The organism is uncultured Thiodictyon sp., from assembly GCA_903837595.1.
Taxonomy (GTDB): Bacteria; Pseudomonadota; Gammaproteobacteria; order Chromatiales; family Chromatiaceae; genus Thiodictyon.
Genome location: CAILVI010000359.1, coordinates 15602 through 35916, shown reverse-complemented (window position 1 = coordinate 35916; position 20315 = coordinate 15602). Strand labels below are relative to the sequence as shown.

The window sequence follows — 20315 nt, the reverse complement described above, 5'->3', positions numbered from 1 at the left end:
CATTGATGAAGTCGGGTCCTCGCTGCCACCGAACCTAGAAGTCGGGGTTGGCGTGAACCTAGGCCCCCGACGCACGGGCCGCCCCGGACTCAACAGAGGGCAGGTTCATGTACAGACAAGTAGCGGTGGCGATCATCGGCGCCGGCCCGGCGGGCCTCGCCGCGGCGGCGGAAGTCTGCAAGACGACGCGTGACTTCGTACTCATCGACAACGGCGGCTTCGGCAGTACCTGTGCCCGGATCGGCTGCCAACCGTCCGCGGTGGCTGCCCATCTGGCGGCGGGCCTGGCGCGGCGCCGCGTCTTGGGCGTCGGTGGCCTGCCCCGGTCAGAGCTGCTGGGGAACGCTCATCGCTCCCCGGCGCACGCCACCGCGCTGCCGCCCGATCGGGAGGGCCTGCCGGCCGACGCGCTGATTATGGGTGAGGCCCGCTTCATCGGCCCCAACACCCTGCGGGCCGGCGGCCAAACCATTCAAGCACGCTCCATCGTGATTGCGACCGGTGCCGGGAGTGAGGTGCCGCCCTATTGGCGGGACATACTCGGCGACCGGCTACTGACGGTCGAGACGGCATTCGAGCAGGAGCGATTGCCCGCGTCGGTGGCGGTGATCGGTCTTGGACCTGCCGGGTTGGTGGTGGCTCAGGTCCTGCACCGGCTGGGGGTGCAGGTGATCGGTATTGAGTCCAGTCAGACGATCGCCCGCCTGCAGGACCCGCTCGTCAAGGCGCTGGCGGTGGACCTTCTGGGCCGCGAGTTTCCGCTCTGGCTTGGCGCCCCGGCCCTGGTCGAGCCCCGTGGTCACCAAGTGTTGGTGCGGGCGGGACCGCACGAGGCCCTGGTTGATCGGGTGCTGGTCGCCGTTGGCCGTCACCCGAACCTGGAACGCCTGAGTCTATCCCAGGCCGGCTGCGCCCTTGATGCCCGGGGCGTGCCGCTCCACCATGCACAACATCTGCGACTCGGGCGCTTGTCCATCTATATCGCCGGTGACGCTGCGGGTGGAGTTGGCGGTTTGGCGCGCACGGCGGAGCAGGGGCGGGTGGCCGGCTATAACGCCTGCCACCGCATACCGATCGCGCTCGCCACCGGGGTCCCTACCACCCTGGTCTTCAGCGAGCCCAATATCGCCTGGGTTGGTCCTTCCTGGTCGGCGTTGGACCAGTCATTCCTGATGACTGCGCAGATGGGTGTCGATGCGTTGGACGGCGACCCGTCCCCGAGTCGGGGCCGCCACCCGGGCCTGTTGCGGGTCTACGCCGACCGGCGCGACGGTCGGGTTCTGGGTGGTGCCATGATCGGCCCCGGCTGCGAGCGCCTGGCCCAGGCACTCGCGTGGTGCGTCCAACGGCGGTTGACCGCGCAGGAGATGGTCGAGATGCCGCTGGATCAGTCGGCGGTTACGGTCGTCATGCAAAATATATTCAATGAGTTAGTTTCTCGGGTCGGGCACAAACAGGCCAAGCCTTGGCCTTGGGGTCGGTTGACTTGGGCGGGCGTTCAGTGCGGCGGTGGTGCCCGCCATCACCCTGGGCCGGTGCTGGGCGCCCGCGGGTAGCGCCCCGGCGCGCAGTCGCCGCCCGCGGCGCTTCATCCCGCGCAGGCCGTCCTGACCGCGGCCAGGAAGCCCCGGCAGTTGGCCGTAAGGTCCGCCCCCTGTGCGTGCAGGTCCCCACCGATCAGCAGACAACAGTCGCGTCCATAGAAGCGGACCAATTCAGGCACCCACTTGAGTCCCATACCCCCCGCCGGCACGGGGAAGATGCTCTGCAATGCGCCCATCGGCTGGGTGGTCGCGTCGACGATGTCACGGCACTCCTGCGCCGTGAAGGCGAAACGCCCGCCATAGCTCGGGAAGATCGTTGCGTCCGCGCCGGCCAGGCGGTTGAGTTGTCCATAGAGTGCGCCGTGTGTCAGACCCCCGTCAGGGTTGAGGGTGAAACTCCCCTGAAATGCCGGGTGGCTCAGGATCGGCAGGGCTAGGGCGTCGTCGTCCGCCAGCGTGCGCATGGCATCGAGTCCGGCCAGGCCCGGGCAGAACAGCAGGCCCCCGGCCCCGCACCCCTGGGCCAGCCGGGCGCGTCGGACGATCTCGGTGGCCGGGGCGGTGACATTGGGTAGATAGCGCGCGCGTCCGCCCGTCTCCCGATTGGCGCGTGCCACCGCGGCGGTACAGCGTGAGACGCGCTCGTCGAAGGGACAGAATGACTGGTCGGTCAGACCGTGGTCGTCCTTGATCAGATCGATCCCGCCCAGGGCCAGTCGGTAGGCCAGGTCCGCCAGCTCCCGCGGATTGAGCCCCATGGGCTTAATCGCGGTACACAGGAGTGGCCGGTCCTGGACCCCGAGCAGCGCCCGCAGGCCGGCCTGACCGAAGCGTGGACCCCGATAGAGTCGCGCCAGTGATTCGCCCAAGTCGAAACGCGTGAGGCGGATGCCGGGTTTGATGCTGATATTGCCGAACAGACAGTTGACGAGTTGGGTCAGTTCCCGTCCCGCGACCTCCAGCGGATAGCGAATGACCGCCTCCCAACGGTCCGCGCCCAACGGCTCCAGGCTCGCCACCTGACCGACGATCTGGTCGCGGATAGCGGCACTCGGGATCAGGTCGGGCGGAAACTCCACCGTCTGTTCCAGACAGATGTCTTGCGCCCGTCGGCTCGCCTGCGCTGCCGTGGGCGCGCCGCTGAGGTGATAGACGGCGGTGAAGCGCTCACCGCTTAGGGTTAGTGGCTGGTCTTGGGCAGTCATCGTCGCATCGTGGAATGGGCACTTACCCGGACTCTACCAGAGCAACCGCCCTGGTGCTCGGTCGTTCGCCTGCAAGTGCCGCGGCGCTGCGGTGCGCCGCGGGCTACCATGGCGGCTGCCGGCTTCATCCAAACGTAACCGGTCCCCCGAGGGAGGCTGTTCTTGCTACGCTTATGAGTACCTGTTCCAGTCATCCATGCGGGTACCGACCCGCGCCACCCCGTCAGGGTAACCCAGAGGGCTGATTCAAGATGGCCATGTCAATGTTCTCCGAGGCATACGACGCACTCCGCAAGGTGGTTGTCACCCAGGCGGAGTTCGACGCAGAATGGCAAAAATTCCTTAATAAGGAGGTTGTTCCGATACTGGGCACGAGCGGACCGGACTCCGCACATGCCGCCGGCCTCGACAAATTACGCGAGCGGATCGAGGATAGCAGCGGGGGCGGTTTCGCCTCCTTTTTCTTGGGCGGCTTGGTCGGGGAAGCCATCGTCGCCGCGGCGAAGAAGACTGGCGCGGAGGCCGGGTTGGCCAGGCGTTGCGCCGCGCTCAAGATGCTCAAGCATCTGTATCGCGCAGAACAAACCGGCGCCCAGAGCGTGTGGATTCTATCGCCGCCTAAGGCGTATTCCAAGTGGGTCTTCGACGAGATCGTCGGTACCGAAAAGAACCTCACGGCGTTGCTGAGCAAGGAGGCTGAGGTCTATTCCGCGGCCAATCGCAAGACCATGTGCACGGCGCTGCACCAGGCCGTCGCCTGTGCCCAGTACAGTGCGGTCAAATTGGGCAGCCCAGACCCCGCGACCACGACGGTGTTCGAGCGCTGGTTCGCCGACGGCACCGCGTCCGAGACGGACATTGCCGCCAAGATGACCAGCATGGGCACTGAGTTTACCCGTATCGCCGCCGTTTTGGGCTCGAACCTCCTGGTGTTTTCCGACGAGCCGAAGGATCGCACGTCCGGCGGCTGGAAGGACTGGGGATTTGTCTACAGCAGCGAAAAAATGGATGTGGTTTACCTGCAAAATGCCTTTCTCAAGGCGAGCGGTAACTCCGGCGATCTGTGGAAATGCGTTCTGACACTAGTACACGAGGTCTCCCATCGCGTCGCCGCCACCGACGATAATCGATACGACAATGGTTCTCCCGGTAAAGTCGGCGGTCGGGGTCTGAAGCCTGATGGGACCTTCACCTTCGACTATGCCACAAACAACGCGGATAGCTGGGCCTATTTCTGCGTTGATCTGAAGGGCATGCTGTCCAAGTGTGATCGTAACGCCGCGTTGGCCGGCACCAAGTGAAGGTCCGGGGCTCACTATCAAACGGGAGGCAGTGATGGCAATCCAGAAAAAGCGCGAGGCGCCGGCCGCGGTTAATCCGGTCCGCAAAGGGGGTGTCCGCTACGAGGCCCTGCACTGGGGCAAGGAGCGGGGGTTCGGGCAGAACGGGGGTTACATCGTCGCGGTCGACGAACAGACCGGTGCCGAGCTCTGGCATCTCAAAGTCTATGATGTGCGCTACGACGACGATCGGGAGGGCGACAAGCAGGACGTCTTCATCACCCGCTTGTCCATCGGCTGGTTCGACCCCCGTCTACGGGTCGACAACGAGCGTGGGGAGCGGTTCCTGATCGATCTCGCGACGCGCGAGATCCTCAAGCAGTGAACTGCCGGCACACCCGGTACCGCGGCGGTAAGGGTCCATGCCGGTACTGGTTGGCGCCGCTGCTGCTGACGGCGCCGTTATTCGCGTGGGTCTATCCCCTTCCTGCGCAGACAGCGTCCGATCCTCAGTCTCAGGACGCGTCGCCGGGGCGGATCGCCAAGAAACGCTTTGTCGATACCGGGGAGCCTCGCTCGGTGATCCACGGTGGCATTCGTTACCGCGAACTGCGCTGGGGTAAGGAGCGGGGGCTCGGCCAGAACGGCGGTTACATCCTGGCGACGCGCGAAGCGACCGGCGAGGAGTTGTGGCTGCGCAAGGTCTACGACATCCGCTATGACGCGGCGATGGAGTCGGACAAGCAGGATGTGTTCATCACGGACATGCAACTCGATTGGCTGGGCAACGTCCTGACCTTGCGCAACGAGCGTGGCGAGCGATTCACCCTCGACCTGAAGACCCGGGAGGTCGCGCCGCTGCGGCGCTGAGCGCAGCCCGTGCACGCGAATGAACCACCTGTACGCGTCGGCGGCCTGGAGACCGCCGGGTTGGTGGCGCTGCCCCCGTTGCAGGTCGCGCGGCGTCCCCGCCCGGCACCCGCGGCGCCGGTGGTGGATGCGCCGGCGCCGATTCACGGCCGCTTGGCTGCGCTCGCCCGGTGCCCCTCGAGCCGGTGCGCGCCCACGCTGTGGCGGTGGCGCAGTGGAATACGGTTGTCGCGCGTTGGCATCCCTTGGGCTATAAAGGTGCCTTCGGCTACCGGCTAACGGCCATGGCGCCCGCACGACCCCGCAAGATGAAAGTGGCGGGCGCCTTGGCCGTTCCCCCACCCCGCCCTCCCCCAATAGGGGAGGGAGAATTGGAGCGTACTCCCGGCGCGACTTTCACGGTAAGTCTCGACCTCCGGTTGCGGATGGATCGCCGCTGGCCGGGATGATGATCAAGGCCGCCGCGCCATCCGCTCCGCCAGGATCTCGATGAGCGCCGGGTGGGTGCCCACCACCTGCGTCGGGTAGACCCGGAAGCCGGGGACCGCGGATTGCACGCGGCCGCAGATGGCCGCGAGGTCGCCGCCCGGTCCGGCGTGGTGGCCGGGGGAGAGGAAGAGCAGGGGGAGGATCACGGGGCTCGTCGGGTCTGCGGCGGCGAGGTGCTGCAGGACGCCCTCCAGCCGCTCGCCATTGAAGTCATAGTCAACACCGGCTCGACGCTCCATCGCGGCCTCGTACAGCTGCATGTCAGGGCCGAGTCGGTCGCGTAATTTCGCGGCCAGCCAGTTGCGCACCGCGGTGACCTCCGGTCGCGGTGAGCCATGGTCCACCAGGATCAGGCGCCGCAGGGGGCAGCCCTGAGCCGCGGCGGTCGCCCGAAGGTGGTCGAACAGGATGTCCACCAGGCGCAGTTCGCCACCCGGCAGCGGGCAGAGTTCGCGGGCGCAGCGCAGCCGCAGGGGGCCATAGTCGCGCTTCAGTTCCAACGCCAGCGTGGGGATGAATTCGGTCAGTGCGCGGCTGGGTCCAAACCAGAGGGGGACCAGCAAGAAGTCGCGGCGGCCCGCGGCCAGGGCTCGGCGCAACCAGGGTTCGAGCGTATCTGCCGGTTGCCCGCCCACGGTGTGGGCGGCAATCCGATCGGCATGCAGGAGCGAGACCGGGTGCACCAGTCGGCCGCTCAGGTCCCCGAGTGACCGGGCCAAGGCGCGCAGGGCCAAGGTGGACTCCGGGCGGGAGGAGCCGTTATCGATCAGGAGCGTCTCGGGCATGGGGTGCGCGGGGTAGGGGGCGAACAGGTGCTTCCCAAGTGGCCGCGGCCGGTCGGAAAAGCAATAGGCCGACCCCGGTTGCGGGCGTCGGGTCGTGCCCCTTGACAAAGTAGGTGACGGCCTGACACGCAGGCGGTTTAATATGCGTCATGGCAAGGAGCGCCGCCGGGACACTTTGCGGTGCACTGCGACCAGGCCCTTGCCGACTTTCGCGGCCAACTTGATTCCCGGTTCCCGGGTTCGTTTAAGGAGATGTCGCTTCGTGAATTGCGATCCTGCTTCGTCCCGATTGCCGTGCATCGATGATGATTCGGTCGGCGCCCGGTTGGTCTGTCTCCAAGCGAGCCTGGAGGCCCGTACCGAGAGTCTGCGCCTGGCCCACCAACGGATGCGCGAAATGGCCGCCGAGCTCAGTCTGGCGCAGGAGCGCGAGCGCCGGTGTCTGGCCGATCGGCTCCACGATAGCACCATCCAGCAGTTGGCCTTGGCGCGGATGCTCCTTGGATCGGGGGCCGAGGGGGCGGCGGGGTCGTGGCTGGCCAAGCCGGAGCGGCTGGAGCAGTTGCGCGAGTTGCTTGACCTCTCACTGGGCCAGTTGCGGACCCTGGTGTTCGAACTGAGCCCGCCGATTCTCTATCAGGCCGGGTTGGCCCCGGCCATCCAATGGTTGGCGGGTGACTTCAACCGACGCTGGCCGGTACGCTTCGATTGTCGCCTGGAGGGTGAGTTGCCGCTGGTCCCCGATGATATGAAGGTGACACTGTTCCAGGCCGCCCGGGAACTCATGACCAACGTTTGCAAGCACGCGCAGGCCAACCAGGCCGAGGTGCTGGTGCGGGGCGAGCCACAGGCCGCGCATTTGGTGGTGAGCGACGATGGGATCGGGATCGCTCCGGGGCGGGCGCTGCGGCCCTGCCAGGGTTTGGCGGGTGACGGCTTCGGGCTCTTCAGCCTGCGACTGCGCATCGAATTGATCGGCGGCCAGTTGAACCTGGACGCGCGGGAGGGCGGTGGGACCCAGGCGAGCCTGTGGGTCCCCCTGGCGTGGGAGGCCGTCGCCACCCATCAAAATGACGGTGTCTGCAGATAAACGCGAATGCGCGCATAGGCTCTTCTTAGTACCAGTGACGGTGAGGAGGATGGGACAGATGACCATACGGGTGGTGCTGGCGGACGATCACATGATGGTGCGTGAGGCCCTCGCCGGGATGCTCGACACGGCCCCCGGTGTGGAGGTGGTTGGGGTGGCGGCGGATGGCCGCGAGGCACTGGCGCAGGTTGAGGCGTTGCGCCCGGATGTCCTGATCCTGGACGTGCGGATGCCGGATCTGAACGGCATTGAGGCCGCGATGCGCATGCGCAAGTTGGCGCCGAGGTGTCGGGTGCTTGCCCTGTCGGCCCTGGGTGAGGAGTGCTTCGTCAAGCAGATGGTGGAGGCGGGGGCCAAGGGCTATGTGCTCAAGAGTGAACCGCTGACTACCCTGGTTGAGGCCGTGCGCCAGGTCTATGCGGGCGGGACCTGGCTGCCGACGCCGTCGGGCTCGCCGACCCCGACCCCGACCCCGACCCCCATCCGGCCGGGGCGCACCCTGTTCTCGCGGCGCGAGCGGGAGGTGTTGGTCTGTCTGGCGGCCGGGCAACGCGGCAGTCAGATCGCGGAACAGCTGGGCGTGGCGGTCAAGACGGTCGATACCTATCGCCGGCGCATGATGGCCAAGCTCGGCCTCCAGTCCCAAGCTGAACTGGTGCGCTATGCGGTCACCTTGGGCGGGGTAACGCCGTGTTCGGGCGCCATGCCGCGTACCGATCGTGAGGGGGTGCTGGCGGCCGCACCGCCGATCAATTCATCGCCGCCTTGAGCGGTCTGTCCGCGGTTGCTCTTGCGGTTGCGCTCATTCGGGCGGCAGTTCCAGCGGCAACCGGATGGTCCGGTCCGGCGCGGTCAGTTGCAACTGCCAGGGGCCGGCGGGCAGAACGGCCGGCACGGTGAAGAGGGTGCGCACGCGCATGGCCTCCCCCGGCGGCGGTGCAGTGATTCGCGAGCGGAGCCCTGGCGCGCGGTCCGCCTGTGGCAGCGCCGGCTTGGACGCGGCGCCGGCCGGCTCCGGGGACGCCGCTTGGGTTGCCCCCGGGTAGGACTGGCCCGCCGCATCCAGCAGCGTGAGTGCCGCAAGCGCGGCGGTGCGCGCGTCGCGTCCGCTCGCGGTCTCGCAGATGACGTCCAAGGCCAGCCGCCGGGGGCCGCCGGGGGGCTCGGCCTGGTCCGCCAGCCAGTGCGCCCGGGTTGCATAGCGGCACCTCAGGCCGTCCAAACTGACACTGTTGTCCGCTGGCGGTCCGGCCAAGGACCCGCCCGGGCAGAGTCCCGCTGCCAGCAGGGTCAGTCCCAGCGCTCGTGCCGCGCACCCCCGGCTGGACCTGCTTTTCTTCCTCGTATTTGCGGATCAGGCGCTTGCCCGGCTCCGGGTCCTTAAACGACCAGAGTCTGTCCGCCGCCCCCTCCAGCGCCAGGCTGTAGACGGCACCCTCGATCGCCTCCTTCGCCGCCATCTGCGGCGGCTCGTTGGAGCTGAAGCCGGACTCCCCCTCCAGCAGGTCCTTGAGCCCGACGAACTTGAACACGCTGGCGTCCACCTTGTAGGACAGGATGGTCTTGCGCGTCTCCACTGACTTGAGCACCCGGCCGTCCTTTACCGTGAAAGTCGCGCCGGGAGCGCGCTCCACTTCTCCCCCCCCTTGTGGGGGAGGGCCGGGGAGGGGGAACGGCCAAGGCGCCCGCCACTTTCATCGTTCGGGGTGGCGCGGGCGCCATGGCCGTTACCGAGACGGCGCGCAGTGACACCGTCACGGTGTCGCGCTGGAATTCAGTGTGGCCACCGATGCCCAGATACTCCCGTCTTTGGGGCGCGCTGCGAAATCAGTAATATTCCTCCTCCTCCAGCCGGGCGTTGCTGAGCAGCAGGTTGCGGATGTCCCGGGCCAGCCCCTTGCCGAGCTCCTGGATGACCTCGTCGCGCGGGACCAGCAGCCCCTCGAAGATCACCTGGTCGTTCAAGCGGATGGTGGCGACGCTGCCGCGCTGCGCATCGGGCAGTTCGCTGAAGAAGAGGTTGTGGTTCACCCCTTGCGGCGGCCGCCAGTAGAGGATGAAGGCGTCGAAGAGGTCGTGGCCGAACTTGGTGACCATCTGGTCGGTGGTCAGGCCGCCGATCTCCAGCCCCTGTTCCATCAGGTCGGTGCCTTCCAGCACGCCCTGGTCGATGAGGCCGTCGTCGAGCAGCCGCGCCTGGGGCCGCGCCGGCTTGGCGCACTCCGCCGCTGGGGCCGCTGCGCCGGGCTTGCCTGCCTGCCCCTGGGGTGCCGGCTTGGTCGCCTGGGTGGGCGGGGTCTGGGCTTTGGTGGCGGCCGCGGCCGTTGCGGTGAGCAGTACCCAGAGCGCGGTGCCCAACAACGTCCTGGCGCTAAGGCGTCCGGCGTCGGCGAGGCGGTGGCTGGGCTTCATGCGCGTGTCCTGTGGTCCGGCGATCGGGGCGGACTGCGTGCGGTCGCTGTGCGGTGCGCGCGGTGGCCGTCGTTTCTTGGTGATGACGATAGTAAAACTCACCTGTTTTGGAGAATTACTTCGGGATCTGGCTTCTATGCCAAAATCGCATAGCCCCTCGGCCACCCCGGGGGCCGGAGTCCAAGGCTTCAGCCTTGGATTCCAGCAGCGTTTGGGGCACACCGTGCCCGACATTGGCGTGACACCGCTAGAGAGACTGGACAAGTATTCGCTGCCGGTCCCTTGCGCGCGCGACCTGTAGGCTCGGTAGAGCGCAGCGAAACCCAGCAATCAACGCCTTAGGCGCGCGCAAACGATGGGTTTCGCTGCGCTCTACCCATCCTACGGAATACTTGCCCGGTCTCTAGGGCGGTGTCACGAAACCGGCGGCGCGGCGCTGCCTTGCGCAGGCTCCGGCCGATCGAGTGACAGCGTCGGATCGATGACCTGCACGAAGGCGCGGACGGCCTGCGACTGGAGTGCTGCGTGGCGCAGCCCCAGGTTGGTGGTCAGGGGGCGGATCAGGTGGCCGAGGTCGACGGGGCGCAGGTCCGGATAGTGCGCGGGGTCGAAGGCGGCCTCGCCCACCAGGCCGATGCCGATCCCGGTCGCCACGTAATTGAGGATCTCGGCGCTGCTGCCCAGCGAGACGGTGATGGGAGACTCCAACCTCGCTGACGCGAAGGCCTCATCCAGCACCTGGCGCGTACGCGCGGAGCGGTTGTAGCTGCAACAGGGATAACCGGCCAGCGCCTTGAGGGTCACCCGCGGCAGCGCGCCGATGGGATGGTCCCGGGGGATGACCAGGATCAGTCGCCACTCCTCCAGCGGGAAATAGGCCAGGTCCGGGTACCGCGTGGCTGACTCGACGAAGACCCCCAGGTCCGCCTCGCCGCAGCGCAGCATCGCGGTGGCGGCGCCGGGCTCCTCTTCGGAAATCTGAAAGTGGAGTCCGGGCAATTCAGTGCGGCAGCGCACCACGGCATCGTGAACGCGGGTCGCCACGGCATAGCGGCTTGCCACCACCACGAGTCGGCTGGACTGCCCGCTGCCATGGGCAGCGGCGATCTTCCGGATGTGTTTGATATTCGCCATCACCTGCGCCGCGACCGCCGCGATCTCCAGGCCCGGTTGGGTCAAGCCGATCAGGCGTTTGCCCTGGCGCTGGAAGATCTCCAAGCCCAGCTCCGCACCCAGATCCTGGAGCTGGCGGCTGATGCCGGGCTGGGAGGTGTAGAGGGCCTTGGCCGCGGCCGAGATGTTGCAGTCTTGGTGGACGACCTCGTTGAGGTAGACCAATTGCCGCAGTTTCATAACAGGCCTTAAATCGATTGCACGGACCTCGGCACGCGACCGTGCTCGTCGACGGCGGTCACTCTATGCCGCCCTTCGACCGCTCGACCAGCTCGCCGCTCAGGGCGAACGGAAAAGCCTTAACTTGTCGGCATTCGGTTGAACCGTTGAAACCGCTGCCGGGCAGGCGGTGTGCGGCGTTCTGCGCCGCCGTCGCTTAAGGCAAGCGCAGCAGGATAGCCCTCTTTGAGGGACTGCTCGGTTAAGTTTGTGTGAAGCGCAGCGAGTGAAACCACCGGGGGCGGTGATCAAGACGGCCGCTACCGAGCCTTGGCGCATGATGGCGAAGCTGGGCCTCCAATCCCAATGCGAGCTGGGGCGCGACGCGGTCTTGGATCTGGTCCCCACGCGCCGCGTCACTGCCATTAAGTGAAGCGTCGCAGCACCCCCTGGAGTCCAGGACTTCAGCCTTGGAGAGACGCTAAGGCTGAAGCCTCGCGCGGGACGGGGCATTCGCCCCGTCCCGAATGTTTGCTCAGCTGGTGATCGGTGCAGTTGGCCCGCGGGTCGGGAGAAAACGTTACGGACGGGGCGAATGCCCCGTCCGGCCCAGGGCCGCGGCGCGCTGCGCCCGGCCGCGCACCGCGGCGCGACTACATCCGCACGCGGCGCGTGGGGACGAGGGCGATGATTGAGGCCCGGGCAGCGTGCCGTGGTCCGGATGTGGGGGGGCGCCGACCGGTGCCGACTCAGCCGCCCTGGTCCATGGTAAAACGTTCAAACTGCCGCCGGTCACGCTTGGTCGGTCGTTCTCCGAACGTATCCTGGGGGCCGGCCTCGCGTTGGCGCAGCAGCAGTTCCTCGCGCCGGGTGCGGCTCGCCGCGTCCTCCAGATAGAGTTGCGCGGCCTCGGCGGCCGGGCGGCGCTGCTGGCTGACTGCCAGCACCTGCACCTCCCAAACGAGCGATCCCTTGTGGATGGATACCTGCATCCCCGGGCGGATGTCCCGACCGGGTTTGGCACGGCTGCCATTGACCTGCACCTTGCCGCCGTTGATGGCCTCGACCGCCAGGTGGCGGGTCTTGAAGAAACGCGCGGCCCATAACCACTTGTCCAGGCGGACCTCGTCGATCTGGTTCATCGGCCGAGCAGGGGGTCCAGTTCACCGCACGAGTCAAGTTCGGCCAGGTCGGAGTAGCCGCCGACGTGCCGGTCGTCGATGAAGACCTGGGGTACGGTGTGGCGGCGGCTGCGCTCGAACATCTGCTGTTGCTGCGCCGGGTCGTGGTCCACCGGGATCTCGGTGTACTCGACCCCCTTGCGCTGGAGCAGGTTGCGGGCGCGGGTGCAGTAGCTGCATGGCGTTTTGGTATAAATCTGGACTTCGGGCATCGTCGTGCTCTGGTGCTTGGCGTTTCCCGGGTCGGTTGCCCGCCCGCCGTTCAAGAAATTTAAGGTTGCGCATGCCTTGCTCATGGTTGCGGCCATGGGCATACAATTGTCGATCCGCAGGGGTTCCCCCTGCCATGGTCCACCGAGAGCAGCATGTACCGAGACGCCCCGCACCCGATCCGGCTGGAGGACTATCGCCCGCCCGAGTTCCTGATCGACCGGGTGGATCTCAACTTCGACCTGGACCCGGACTTGACCCGGGTTGCGGCGAGCCTACAGGTCCGCCGCAACCCGGCCGCAACCCGTGGGGACGGCAGTCTGACCCTGCACGGGGAGCAGTTGGAACTGGACGGGGTCAGCCTCGACGGCTACCCCCTGACCCCTGCCGAGTATCGACTGGACGCCGAGTCGCTGACCCTGTTACGGGTGCCGGACAGCTTCCTGCTCCAGACCTGGGTCCACATCCATCCCGCCAGCAACACGGCCCTAGAGGGACTTTACCAGTCCGGAGGGATGTTGTGCACCCAGTGCGAGGCGGAAGGGTTCCGGCGTATCACTTATTTTCTGGACCGCCCGGACGTGATGGCCCGCTACGCCGTCACCCTGGTGGGGGATAAGGCGCGTTTCCCGGTGCTGCTGTCCAACGGCAATCCCGGGGAGTCGCGTGACCTGGGGGATGGTCGCCATGAGATCCGCTGGGAAGACCCCTTTCCCAAGCCGTGCTACCTGTTCGCGCTGATCGCCGGGGACCTGGGTTTGGTCGAGGATCAGTACACAACCGCCTCAGGGCGTCCAGTGGGTCTGCGCATCTATGTCGAACCCCACAACCTGGACCAGTGCGCACACGCCATGGTATCCCTGAAGCGGGCCATGCGCTGGGACGAGGAGCGCTTCGGGCGCGAATATGACCTGGCTCTCTACATGATCGTTGCGGTCAGTCATTTTAATATGGGCGCCATGGAGAACAAGGGGCTTAACGTCTTCAACGACAAATATGTCCTGGCGCGACCGGACACCGCCACGGACCAGGATTTTGCCGGGATCGAGGGGGTCATTGCACACGAATATTTTCACAACTGGACCGGTAACCGCATCACCTGCCGGGACTGGTTTCAGTTGAGTCTGAAAGAGGGATTTACGGTCTACCGCGACCAGGAGTTCTCGGCGGCGATGGGTTCGTCCGCCGTGAAGCGCATCCATGACGTGCGCGGACTACGTGCCCACCAATTCGCCGAGGATGCGGGTCCCCTGGCCCACCCGGTGCGCCCCACGGCCTATATCGAGATCAATAACTTCTATACGTCGACCGTGTATGAGAAGGGTACCGAGGTGGTGCGGATGCAGGCCAATCTGCTGGGCCCCGCGCTGTTCCGCAAGGCCACCGACCTCTACTTCGCGCGCTATGACGGCCAGGCCGTGACGACCGACGACTTCGTGACCTGTATGGAAGATGCGAGCGGCCGGGACTTGACCCAGTTCCGCCGCTGGTACGAGCAGGCGGGGACCCCGCAGCTGTGGGTGAAGGGCGAATATGACGGGGCGGATGGCAGCTATCGGCTGAGTGTGCGCCAGTTTACCCCGGCGACCCCGGGCCAACAGCAGAAGCGGCCGCTGCATCTGCCGCTGGCCATCGGCTTGCTGGATGCGGGCGGTCAGGAACTGGCGCTGCGTCTGAGCGATGAGGTGGGCGATGCGTGCGAGGCACCGCTGCCGCCCGGCACCCGGGTGCTGGAGGTCCGTGCCGCGGTGGAGCATTTTCGCTTCGTCGGCCTGCCCGAGCGACCGGTGCCCTCGCTGCTACGCGGCTTCTCGGCCCCGGTCAAGCTGCACTTCGACTACAGCGACCAGGACCTGGAGTTCCTCATGGCCCGGGACACCGACGGTTTCGCCCGTTGGGATGCCGCCCAGACCCTGATGCAGCGTGTACTACTGCGGTTGGTGGCGGAGCCCGGGAGCGATGCACCGAGCGCCTTCTTCGGGGCCTGTCGGCTCGCCCTGCTGGACACTGACGTAGCGGCGGCACTGCGCGCTGAAGTGCTGACCCTGCCCGGGGAATCGTATCTGGCCGATCAGATGCGGGTGGTGGACGTGGACGGTATCCACCGCGCCCGGGAATTTCTGCGTCGGCGTATCGGTGAGGAACTGCGTGACGACCTGATGGCTGTCTATGCGGCCCAGGCGGAAACCGGCCCCTATGCCTTCAACCCGGAGAGTGCCGGTCGCCGGGCACTGAAGGGTTTGGCCCTGGCCTATCTGATGGCGGGCGGGGGCGAGGAGGCACTGACCCGTTGCCGCGACCAGTTCGCGGCCGCCCACAGCATGACCGACGTGATGGTCGCCCTGCGGCTGTTGGTCGACCGCGGCGGTCCGGCGGGCGAGGCGGCACTGGTCGAGTTCTATCGCCGCTGGTCCACGGAGCCCCTGGTCATCGACAAGTGGTTCAGCATCCAGGCCACCAGCATCCGGGCCGACACCCTGGAACAGGTATTTCACCTGATGGACCACCCGGACTTTTCGCTGCGCAATCCCAATCGGGTGCGTAGCCTCATCGGCGCCTTCTGCACCGGCAACCCGGTGCGTTTCCACGCCGCGGACGGTGCCGGCTACCGTTTCCTGGCCGACCGCGTACTGGAACTCGATCCGCTGAATCCGCAGATTGCCTCGCGGCTGCTCAAGTCAATGATTCGCTGGCGCCGCTTCGATCAGGGTCGCCAAGAGCTGATGCGTGCGCAATTGGCGCGTGTACTGGACGCGGCGGCCCTGTTGTCCAAAGACGCCTATGAGGTGGCGTCCAAGGCGTTGGAAGGCACCTGATGGAATATCTCGTAACATGGAATATCTCGTAACACCGCTGCGCGGTGTTACGAAAGTATCAGGCGCTTCGTGTTGCGAGTATCGGTCGTCGGAGCAGGTAGGGTGTCCCGCCGTGTCTTGTGAGGCGTCTCAGCCCCAAAGGGGCGTGACATATCAGTCCAGGGCAACGCCCTGGGCATGAAGGTCTAGTAGGAAAACCAGCCCTGAAAGGGCGTGACATACAGTGCTCCGCCGTTATGTCGCGCGCCTTCAGGGCTGGGCTTAATGGCTCAATGGTATCCCAGGGCGTTGCCCTGGGCTGGTATGTTCGACCCCGTTGGGGTCGGTACACAAGATAGCGCGGAATTAGGGTGCTAGATCAATGCTCTACTGCGTCTTGTCATCCTCGGCCGCCGCGTTCTCGCAGTGCTCCGTGGCGTCGCTGCTGTAGCGCTGACTGAAGCGGATGACCAGGATGGCGATGCTCACCAGCAGGATGGCGCCCCCCTCGAACAGCAGGTTCTCGGGGGCGATATTCTTGCCTTGCAGCACGACCAGTCGTGACAGGGCGGTCACGGCGATGAACATGGGATAGGTGAAAGGGACGCTGTGGCGGATGAAGTATATGTTCGCCATCGCCATGATTTCGAGGAAGATGAAGATCAGGAGCACGTCTTCCAGCCGCACCTGGTGCTTGCCGAAAATCCCTATGACTTGTTGGGCTATCGCGACCAGGGCCAGCCCCCCGACTAGGAGCAGAACGCCCTTTTCGACATAGCGGAAGAGGGTGGATAGATAGCGGTCGAGTCGTTGTTCGTTGGTCAGCATAGGTTCATCCTTGCCGGGTCACGTCGGTCACCTTGGCCGCCGCCTTGTGCATCTGGCGTATCTCATTGTGGCGCTTTTCGATCTCCCGCCGGAACTCACGTCGCAGGGCCGCGGTTTCATAACGCCGCAGCTCATTCGGTGTTTCGATGGCGAGCGGCGGGACCGGGACCGGCTGGCCCTGCTCATCGACCGCCACCATCGTGAAATAGCAGGTCATCGCATGGCGGGTCGTCTTGTGAATGATATCCTCGGTCATGACGCGGATACCGATCTCCATGGAGGTGGTGCCGGTGTAGTTCACCGAGGCGAGGAAGGTCAGCAACTCACCCACCCGCACCGGCTGCCGAAAGAATACCTGATCCACGGACAGCGTGACCACGTAATGATTGCAATAGCGTGAGGCACAGGCATAGGCCGCCTGATCGAGCAGGCGTAGTGTGGCGCCGCCGTGGACATGGCCGGAGAAATTGGCCATGTCCGGGGTCATCAGCAGGGTCATGCTCAGTGTTTTGTGCTGCTTTTCCATGGTCAGGTTCGCCTCTCTAGTGCTTCTCTATACTCGTTCCCACGCTCCGCGTGGGAATGCAGCCTTGGCCGCTCCAGCGGCCAGAACTATCCTCTATCGGATGGATGCTCGGAATTGCACTGGATGCTCAGAGTTGCACTCATAGCGAGCAAGGGATGAATTGGCAATCTGCTTCCGTAGATCGTTTTGGATTTGGGGGGCGGCAAACTGACTGTCGCATTCGACACAAAACCCAATATCGGCTTTGTTGGGATCCGGACTCGAGTATGATAGCTCGGATGGCAATGGATTGAGGCTAGATGCGACATCAGTAATCTCTTGTTTTTCTTCCTCTTTAAACCCGAAGGCATTGGGGCTTTTGAAGCTAAAGATAAACTTGAATTTTGCCATGACGCGTCGCTCTCTAATTCTCGTGTTGCCGCTATCGACTCGCTATCATCTGTTGCCCGATGGCCTCAGTGACCCAGGCTTCAGGCGACTTCCCCTGCGCCCTTGCCAGGGCTGCAATCTCTGCATGTAACTGCGGCGGGACATGCACGTCGATATCTCCGGTCTATCGCTTGCGCGGTTCGACGTGGTCTTCTTCACACATCTGGAGGAAGACCTTTAGAGACTGCCGCCCTTCTTCGCGAAGCTTGGCCAGGTCGGCTGCATAAAAATCGGCCCCGCCGTTCAGGTCAACAAATGCGTCGCGCAGCATCTCGATGTCCGGGTCGTACTCAACCGTCGCACGATAGCCGTCGATGTCCATCAAGTCACAGGTTCCAACCGTGCATACGCCAACACCAGCCATTTGGCGCCCGCCTCCTTGAAGTTGACCTGAATCCGCGCCTGGGGTCCGTGCCCCTCGCTGTTGAGCACCACGCCCTCCCCGAACTTGGGGTGCGTGACCTGCTGACCAAGGCGAAAGCCGCCGGCATCGCCCGCCATGGAGCCAGTCGCGAAGGGCGCCGGCGCCCGGGCGCTCGCCGCCGCCGGATAGGAGATCCCGCGCGCGCGCACCTCCTCCATCAGCGCCAAAGGGACCTCGCGCAGGAAGCGGGAGGGCGCTTGGTCGGACGTTTTGCCATAGAGCCGCCGGGATTCGGCATGGGTCACATAGAGTCGGTGCATGGCGCGGGTCATGCCGACATAGCAGAGTCGGCGTTCCTCCTCCAGCCGTGCCGGGTCCTCGGCGGACATGCTGTGGGGGAAGAGCCCTTCCTCCAGGCCGACCAGAAAGACGTTGGGGAATTCCAGCCCCTTGGCGCTGTGCAGGGTCATGAGCTGGACCGCGTCGGTGAAGGCATCGGCCTGGGCCTCGCCCGCCTCCAGCGCGGCGTGGGCCAGGAAGGCACCCAGGGGGTCGGCCTCGGCGTCCTCGATCTCCTGGCGGAAGCGCCCGGCGGTTTCCGCGAACTGTGCCAGGTTCTCGATACGCTCCTCGCCCTTACCGTCCTTGGCCTTGCGGTAGAAGTCCGCCAGTTGAGCGGCCTCGATGACATGGGTGGCCATCTCGGCCAGGTCCATGCCCTGGGTGGCGGTGTTGCAGGCGCGGATCAGATCGACGAAACGCGCGAGTGCCGTGGTGCCGCGGGGCCCCAGGGTGCCGGCGTCGATCAGGTCCAGCGCCGCCCGCCACAGTGAGACCGCGGACCCGCGGGCCTGCTCACGCAGCAGGTCGATGGTGCGATCACCGATACCGCGGGTGGGGGTGTTGATGACGCGCTCGAAGGCGCCGTCGTCGTCCGGGTTGTTCAGCAGGCGCAGGTAGGCCAGGGTGTCGCGGACCTCCGCGCGCTCGAAGAAGCGCAGCCCGCCATAGACCCGGAAGGGGACCTGGGCGTTCATCAGTGCCTCTTCGAACAGCCGGGACTGGGCCGTGGTGCGATAGAGGATGGCACACTCGGCGCGGCGGTAGCCCTCCTCGGTGGTGTACTTGCGGATGCGCTCCACCACGAAGCGCGCCTCGTCCACCTCGTTGAAGGCGGCATAGCGGCGGATCGGCTCCCCTTCGCCGTCCTCGGTCCAGAGGTTCTTGCCGAGCCGGTGGGGGTTGCGGGCGATCAGTGCATTGGCGGCCTTGAGGATGGTGCCGGTGGAGCGATAATTCTGCTCCAGGCGGACCAGTTGGCAACCGGGGAAGTCGCGCTCCAGCGACTGGATGTTCTCCACCCGCGCCCCGCGCCAGCCGTAGATCGACTGGTCGTCATCACCCACCGCGAACAGGTTGTCGTTGGTGCCCGCCAAGAGCCGCAACCAGGCGTACTGGATGGCGTTGGTGTCCTGGAACTCGTCCACCAGGATGTGGTGGAAGCGCTCCCGGTAGTGGTGCAGGAGGTCCGCACGGCTGCGCAGCAGCTCGTGTGCACACAGCAGCAGGTCGGCGAAGTCGAGCGACCCGCTGCGCAGGCGCGCCGTCTCGTACTCCCGGTAGATGGTGACCATCTGGGTCAGATAGCGGTCACCGGCGGCGTCCACATGGTCCGGGCGCCGACCCTCGTCCTTCTGCTTGTTGATGAAGCTCTGGGCCTGGCGCGGCGGCCACTTGGCCTCGTCCAGCTCCAGGGTCTTGAGTGCGCGGCGGATCAGCCGGAACTGGTCGTCCCCGTCCAGGATCTGGAAGTGCTGGGGCAGCCCCGCGTCCTGCCAGTGGGCGCGCAGGAAGCGGTGGGTGAGCCCGTGGAAGGTGCCCACCCACATGCCGCCCACCGGGTGGTCGAGTATCTCTTCGATGCGGGTGCGCATCTCGCGCGCCGCCTTGTTGGTGAAGGTGACTGCCAGCAGGGACCAGGGCGGCGCCTGCTCCACCTGGATCAGCCACGCGATGCGATGCACCAGCACCCGCGTCTTACCGCTGCCGGCACCGGCCAGCACCAGACGGGTGCCCGCCGGGGCGCTGACCGCCTCGCGTTGGGCATCGTTTAAGGGATCGAGAATTTTTGAAACATCCATGGCGGCATTCTACGCGCCCGCGCGGGTCCCGCGCGCGGGCGCGCCGTTGACGGTCTGGGGGGGCGGGCTTGTCGGCCTGATGCCGGTTGCCTGGAGATTTTACCACAACCGGAGTAAGGTTTTTCATCGCTTGAGTTTCCGGATTCCTCCATCCACACCCCAAGGACCAGGGATGTGGGCCTGCACATCCGCTGCGACGACCGCGCCCTGCAACTGCTCGACAAGGCCGCCGCTTATGCCCGGACCAGCGTGTCCGACTTCGTGCTGACGCGGGCGCGCTAGTGAAAACCTATCGTCGAGGGGCTGTCCGAGCTTCGCGTGTCGAGTCCGCCTGGCGACGCTTGATTAGGTCGCGCAGGGCGCACCACTCCAGCCCGCACCACTTCCTTGCGCTCATAGTCCGCGCAGAGGAAGACGGTCAAGACCCGACTGCTCGCGATCGATCCGCTGCGCTCAACTCAGGTCGGGACTGGCGGTCTGGAGCACCCGGCAGCGTTGGGGGATGGGTGCGTGCGGTGCGATACTTGGCAGGCTCGCAGCTGGCGCGCCGGGCCGCTGCTGCGGTTATGCGTCACTGGTTCATACATTTTTGGTAAACCCTCGGATCGACCTTATGGCAAAGATCGAAGGATTTCGCGTCAAGAACTTCCGCTTCATTGAGCGCGAGTACCCCGAGCGCTTCCAGCGTATCTTGGATCGGATCGCCGTAAGATCCTGGGTATCGACCGGATCGATTACGCAAAGACGATCGATAACCCGCTGGTCCTGCGCTTCAACGACAAGGGTCTTACCGATCCGTTCTAAGCGGGTCAGATGTCCGACGGAACTCTCAAG

At 65.6% G+C, this 20315-nt stretch carries 21 protein-coding genes and 1 pseudogene; 8 read left to right on the top strand and 14 right to left on the bottom strand.

Annotated features, from left to right (window positions below):
• Positions 1–107 precede the first annotated feature (107 nt).
• Positions 108–1556, top strand: coding sequence for an FAD-dependent oxidoreductase (locus tag QZY44_RS20545; RefSeq protein ID WP_295451093.1), 1449 nt, complete (start codon positions 108–110; stop codon positions 1554–1556).
• Positions 1557–1588: 32 nt separating this feature from the next.
• Here QZY44_RS20545 and QZY44_RS20540 read toward each other — a convergent pair whose 3' ends face one another.
• Positions 1589–2749, bottom strand: coding sequence for a RuBisCO large subunit C-terminal-like domain-containing protein (locus QZY44_RS20540; RefSeq protein ID WP_295451088.1), 1161 nt, complete (start codon positions 2747–2749; stop codon positions 1589–1591).
• A gap of 257 nt (positions 2750–3006) precedes the next feature.
• Here QZY44_RS20540 and QZY44_RS20535 point away from each other — a divergent pair, with 257 nt between their 5' ends.
• The 3 genes from QZY44_RS20535 to QZY44_RS20525 are packed head-to-tail and all read left to right on the top strand — an operon-like array spanning position 3007 to position 4899.
• Positions 3007–4050 carry a M35 family metallo-endopeptidase gene (locus tag QZY44_RS20535; RefSeq protein ID WP_295451075.1) on the top strand — a complete coding sequence of 348 codons (1044 nt, stop codon included), beginning with the start codon at positions 3007–3009 and terminating at the stop codon, positions 4048–4050.
• A 34-nt stretch (positions 4051–4084) separates the two neighbouring features.
• Positions 4085–4414 carry a hypothetical protein gene (locus tag QZY44_RS20530; RefSeq protein WP_295451062.1) on the top strand — a complete coding sequence of 110 codons (330 nt, stop codon included), beginning with the start codon at positions 4085–4087 and terminating at the stop codon, positions 4412–4414.
• A complete protein-coding gene (locus QZY44_RS20525; protein ID WP_295451055.1) occupies positions 4411–4899 on the top strand; it encodes a hypothetical protein in 489 nt (162 codons plus the stop codon). Before QZY44_RS20530 ends, QZY44_RS20525 begins: the two co-directional genes overlap by 4 nt.
• A 452-nt stretch (positions 4900–5351) precedes the next feature.
• On the opposite strand, the gene QZY44_RS20520 is transcribed toward QZY44_RS20525, so the two are convergent.
• Positions 5352–6173, bottom strand: a complete 822-nt coding sequence (locus QZY44_RS20520; protein ID WP_295451052.1) for a CbiX/SirB N-terminal domain-containing protein — start codon at positions 6171–6173, stop codon at positions 5352–5354.
• Positions 6174–6435: 262 nt separating this feature from the next.
• Between QZY44_RS20520 and QZY44_RS20515 the strand changes: the two genes are divergently transcribed.
• Complete coding sequence (locus QZY44_RS20515) at positions 6436–7263, top strand: sensor histidine kinase (RefSeq protein ID WP_295451049.1); 828 nt, start codon at positions 6436–6438, stop codon at positions 7261–7263.
• A gap of 58 nt (positions 7264–7321) precedes the next feature.
• Positions 7322–8032 (top strand): response regulator transcription factor, encoded by a 711-nt coding sequence (locus QZY44_RS20510; protein ID WP_295451046.1) that lies wholly within the window; start codon positions 7322–7324, stop codon positions 8030–8032.
• Between the two features lie 33 nt (positions 8033–8065).
• Here QZY44_RS20510 and QZY44_RS20505 read toward each other — a convergent pair whose 3' ends face one another.
• From QZY44_RS20505 to grxC, 6 genes and pseudogenes are all read right to left on the bottom strand, one after another.
• On the bottom strand, positions 8066–8485 hold the full coding sequence (locus QZY44_RS20505) for a hypothetical protein (protein WP_295451043.1): 420 nt from the start codon (positions 8483–8485) through the stop codon (positions 8066–8068).
• Between the two features lie 175 nt (positions 8486–8660).
• Positions 8661–8897: pseudogene (locus QZY44_RS35885) on the bottom strand (CsgG/HfaB family protein); the annotation flags it as partial.
• Between the two features lie 193 nt (positions 8898–9090).
• A complete protein-coding gene (locus QZY44_RS20500) occupies positions 9091–9675 on the bottom strand; it encodes a CsgE family curli-type amyloid fiber assembly protein (protein WP_295451040.1) in 585 nt (194 codons plus the stop codon).
• Positions 9676–10089: 414 nt separating this feature from the next.
• Complete coding sequence (locus QZY44_RS20495) at positions 10090–11028, bottom strand: LysR substrate-binding domain-containing protein (RefSeq protein WP_295451032.1); 939 nt, start codon at positions 11026–11028, stop codon at positions 10090–10092.
• 728 nt (positions 11029–11756) lie between these two features.
• Positions 11757–12149 carry a S4 domain-containing protein gene (locus QZY44_RS20490; protein ID WP_295451029.1) on the bottom strand — a complete coding sequence of 131 codons (393 nt, stop codon included), beginning with the start codon at positions 12147–12149 and terminating at the stop codon, positions 11757–11759.
• Positions 12146–12400, bottom strand: a complete 255-nt coding sequence (grxC, locus tag QZY44_RS20485) for a glutaredoxin 3 (protein ID WP_295451026.1) — start codon at positions 12398–12400, stop codon at positions 12146–12148. Before grxC ends, QZY44_RS20490 begins: the two co-directional genes overlap by 4 nt.
• A gap of 153 nt (positions 12401–12553) precedes the next feature.
• Between grxC and pepN the strand changes: the two genes are divergently transcribed.
• Positions 12554–15214, top strand: coding sequence for an aminopeptidase N (gene pepN, locus QZY44_RS20480; RefSeq protein WP_295451023.1), 2661 nt, complete (start codon positions 12554–12556; stop codon positions 15212–15214).
• 366 nt (positions 15215–15580) lie between these two features.
• Here the strand turns inward: pepN and QZY44_RS20475 are convergent, their stop codons facing one another.
• The 6 genes from QZY44_RS20475 to uvrD form a co-directional block, all read right to left on the bottom strand.
• Positions 15581–16018, bottom strand: coding sequence for a phosphate-starvation-inducible PsiE family protein (locus tag QZY44_RS20475; protein WP_295451140.1), 438 nt, complete (start codon positions 16016–16018; stop codon positions 15581–15583).
• Positions 16019–16025: 7 nt separating this feature from the next.
• Entirely contained in the window at positions 16026–16547 is a 522-nt protein-coding gene (locus QZY44_RS20470) for an acyl-CoA thioesterase (RefSeq protein ID WP_295451020.1), read from the bottom strand.
• A gap of 93 nt (positions 16548–16640) precedes the next feature.
• On the bottom strand, positions 16641–16937 hold the full coding sequence (locus tag QZY44_RS20465; RefSeq protein ID WP_295451018.1) for a hypothetical protein: 297 nt from the start codon (positions 16935–16937) through the stop codon (positions 16641–16643).
• Positions 16938–16968: 31 nt separating this feature from the next.
• On the bottom strand, positions 16969–17085 hold the full coding sequence (locus QZY44_RS35880; RefSeq protein WP_365304943.1) for a toxin-antitoxin system HicB family antitoxin: 117 nt from the start codon (positions 17083–17085) through the stop codon (positions 16969–16971).
• Between the two features lie 15 nt (positions 17086–17100).
• Positions 17101–17298: a type II toxin-antitoxin system HicB family antitoxin gene (locus QZY44_RS20460; RefSeq protein WP_295451016.1), complete on the bottom strand. Its 198-nt coding sequence runs from the start codon at positions 17296–17298 to the stop codon at positions 17101–17103.
• Entirely contained in the window at positions 17298–19481 is a 2184-nt protein-coding gene (uvrD, locus tag QZY44_RS20455; protein ID WP_295451013.1) for a DNA helicase II, read from the bottom strand. Before uvrD ends, QZY44_RS20460 begins: the two co-directional genes overlap by 1 nt.
• A 174-nt stretch (positions 19482–19655) precedes the next feature.
• On the opposite strand from uvrD, the gene QZY44_RS20450 reads away from it, so the two are divergent.
• Positions 19656–19763, top strand: a complete 108-nt coding sequence (locus QZY44_RS20450) for a DUF1778 domain-containing protein (RefSeq protein WP_295451010.1) — start codon at positions 19656–19658, stop codon at positions 19761–19763.
• Positions 19764–20315 lie beyond the last annotated feature (552 nt).